The organism is Mycobacterium sp. (assembly GCF_049281135.1).
Lineage (GTDB): Bacteria > Actinomycetota > Actinomycetes > Mycobacteriales > Mycobacteriaceae > Mycobacterium.
In genome coordinates this window covers 1-2,863 of record NZ_JBAPRN010000781.1, presented here as the reverse complement: position 1 = coordinate 2,863, position 2,863 = coordinate 1, and the positions used below count along the sequence as shown (strand labels likewise).

Sequence of the window (2,863 nt, the reverse complement as noted above, 5' to 3'; positions counted from 1 at the left end):
GGGCTTTGCCGGAGCCGGGGCGGCATCCTTGACGGCGGCTTTCGCGCCGCCGGCGCCGTTGCCGGCCGCTTTTTCCGGTGCGGGTTTGCCGCCACCGAACGATTCACGCAGTCGACGCGCGACGGGCGCTTCCACCGTCGACGATGCGGATTTAACGAATTCGCCCTGTTCGCTCAGTCGGGCGAGTACTTCCTTGCTGGTAACACCGAGTTCCTTAGCCAACTCGTGTACGCGGGCCTTGCCTGCCACTACATCTCCTGTCTATGAGGCGACAGCGGTGGTAGGCCGCGCCTCGGGTTTAGCTATGACGCATGGTCATCGGGACTTCACGGTGTGCTCATGTTCTTTGCTGCCTGTTCTGTTGGCTGGATAGTCGGGCGCATCGAAAGCTCGATGTGCTCGATCACCGCTGACGTATCCGGTGCGCCGGCGATGCGCAACGCTCGAGCAAAAGCTCGCCGCCGGATTGCTTCTTTGACGCACTGTGGAACGGGATGCAGCCATGCACCCCGCCCCGGCAGAGTACCCGCTGCGTCAACAGTCACGGCGTATTTACCGTTCCCGGCCGACACAGCAACCACTCGGAGCAGTTCGACGGCCAACTCTCGCTTCCGGCACCCGACACATGTCCGCACCGGTCCTTCGGTACGTCGATGCGCCGAGGCCGAAGTCTCGCGCTGGATCACGGCTTAGTTTACCCGCATCGAACTAGTGGTCAGAACCGCCCGCTCGGCTGCGGTCTGCGTGGTCGATGCGCTGGTGATCGTGCGCGAGTCCGTGGGCCGCATCATGCTCGGGATGGTCGGCGTCCTGGTCGGGTGAGTCGCCGCGGATGTCGATCCGCCATCCGGTGAGCCGGGCGGCCAGCCGCGCATTCTGGCCTTCCTTTCCGATGGCCAGCGACAGCTGGAAGTCGGGCACCACCACGCGGGCGGCCCGGGCGTTCTCGTCGATCACGGTCACCGAGACGACCTTGGCCGGCGACAACGCGTTGGCGACGAAGCGCGCCGGGTCCTCGTCGAAGTCGATGATGTCGATCTTCTCCCCGGACAGCTCGCTCATCACGTTGCGTACCCGCTGACCCATCGGTCCGATGCACGCGCCCTTGGCATTGAGACCAGGAACGCGTGACGCGACCGCGATCTTCGAACGGTGACCGGCTTCACGTGCCACCGCCACGATCTCCACCGAGCCTTCAGCGATCTCGGGGACTTCCAGCGAGAAAAGCTTGCGCACCAGGTTGGGGTGGGTGCGTGACAACGTGATCACCGGCTCGCGCACGCCACGGCTGACGCCCACCACATAGCAGCGCACCCGGTCGCCGTGCTCGTATGCCTCACCCGGAACCTGCTCGGCCGCGGGAATCACCCCCTCGGACCCCTTGGTCTCGCTGCCCATCCGAACGACGACCAGACCACGGGAGTTGGCCCGGCTGTCGCGTTGGATCACGCCGGCGACGATCTCGCCCTCATGGGTGGAGAACTCGCCGTAGGTCCGCTCGTTCTCGGCATCCCGGAGCCGCTGCAACATCACCTGTCGTGCGGTCGTGGCGGCGATGCGGCCGAAACCCTCCGGGGTGTCCTCCCATTCGTTGAGCACGTTGCCGTCTTCGTCGAGCTCGCGAGCCAGCACGCGGACCGAACCCGATTTGCGGTCGATGTCGATGTGCGCGTCGGGTTGATGGCCCTCGGTGTGCCGGTATGCGCTCAGCACCGCGGCCTTGACGTCCTCGAGCAAGTCGTCGAACGAGATGCCTCGTTCCACCACTATCGCGTGCAGAGCGGCCATGTCGATGTTCATCTTCCGCCCTCCGCCTCCGCGCTTCGATCACCGGTTGCCAGCTCCATCTCCCGCTGGGAAGGAATCGAAAACTCCACCTGGACAACAGCTTTCGAGATGCCGCGGAGCGAGATCGGCCGTACTGCCCAGTCGCGAGCGCGGTCGTCGCGAACCACCAGGCTCAGCGTGCCGTCGTGCAACTCGCCGACTCGACCGGTGACCTGCGTCCCGTCTGTCATGGCCAATTCGACCTTGCGGCCCCGCGCGCGACGAAAGTGCTTGTCACTGGTCAGCGGGCGATCGACCCCCGGTGAGGTCACTTCCAAGACGTAACTGCCGTCGAGGTCGGGCGCCGCGTCCAGCAGGCTCGACGCCGAGCGAGAGAGCACCGCGATGGTGTCGAGATCGAGTGCGGTGTCGCCATCGGCGATCACGGTTATCCGCGGCGGCTGCGCCCGCGAATCGATGAGGACATCCTCAATCTCGTAACCTGCGCGCGCGAACTCACCATCGAGCAGCTCGATCACCTGCGTCTGCGACGGTAGCTCGGTGGTCACGGCGAGCTCCTCATCTTGAGTTGTCCGGTCAGGCAGCCCTGCGGCGCGCGCGATCAGCACGCCCGAGGAACCAGCAATCAACGATACGCCAGGAATCCGTTGTAAGACGTGATCGCGGCGAGTTCACCTGGCGTTACAGGCGGCTGTCCCGGCAATGGCAGGATGTTGCTGTGCTGCGCCCAGAGCCTGGTTTCGATCCGATCGTGAGCAGGCGACATGTCTTGGTGGGCGGCGCGGCGCTGGCGGCGCTCGCAATGGCGGTGCCCGCGTGTAGTTCACCGCCCGCGCCGCCGGCCGTCGACGAACTCGAAACACAATTGACACTGGCCCGGCGTGACAGCGAACTGGCCACCGCGGCGGCCGTGGGCGCGCCGCAGCCGGTGAACGCCGCGCTGATCGAGGTCGCCGCCGAACGCACCAAACACGCGCAGGCGTTGACGACCGAAATCGCGCGCCTGGCGGTCAACCCGACGTCGACGTCCCGCGAGACGGCCATGCCAACCACCCCCACCCCGGCCGCCGCGGCT

General features: G+C 65.9%; 4 protein-coding genes and 1 pseudogene. 1 reads left to right on the top strand and 4 read right to left on the bottom strand.

The window, feature by feature from the left end:
- From WAN02_RS30925 to rimP, 4 genes are all read right to left on the bottom strand, one after another.
- Positions 1 to 249: translation initiation factor IF-2 N-terminal domain-containing protein (locus tag WAN02_RS30925; protein ID WP_422269185.1), on the bottom strand; the 249-nt coding region annotated here is incomplete at its 3' end.
- Positions 250 to 326: 77 nt separating this feature from the next.
- Positions 327 to 602 (bottom strand): YlxR family protein, encoded by a 276-nt coding sequence (locus tag WAN02_RS30920; protein ID WP_422269184.1) that lies wholly within the window; start codon positions 600 to 602, stop codon positions 327 to 329.
- A gap of 106 nt (positions 603 to 708) precedes the next feature.
- The gene (gene nusA / locus WAN02_RS30915; RefSeq protein ID WP_422269183.1) at positions 709 to 1,800 is read right to left on the bottom strand and encodes a transcription termination factor NusA; all 1,092 of its coding nucleotides are present in this window, start codon (positions 1,798 to 1,800) and stop codon (positions 709 to 711) included.
- Positions 1,797 to 2,336 (bottom strand): ribosome maturation factor RimP, encoded by a 540-nt coding sequence (gene rimP / locus WAN02_RS30910; protein WP_422269182.1) that lies wholly within the window; start codon positions 2,334 to 2,336, stop codon positions 1,797 to 1,799. The genes nusA and rimP overlap by 4 nt, the downstream gene beginning before the upstream one ends.
- 203 nt (positions 2,337 to 2,539) lie before the next feature.
- On the opposite strand from rimP, the pseudogene WAN02_RS30905 reads away from it, so the two are divergent.
- Positions 2,540 to 2,863 (top strand): annotated as a pseudogene (locus WAN02_RS30905) (hypothetical protein); the annotation flags it as partial.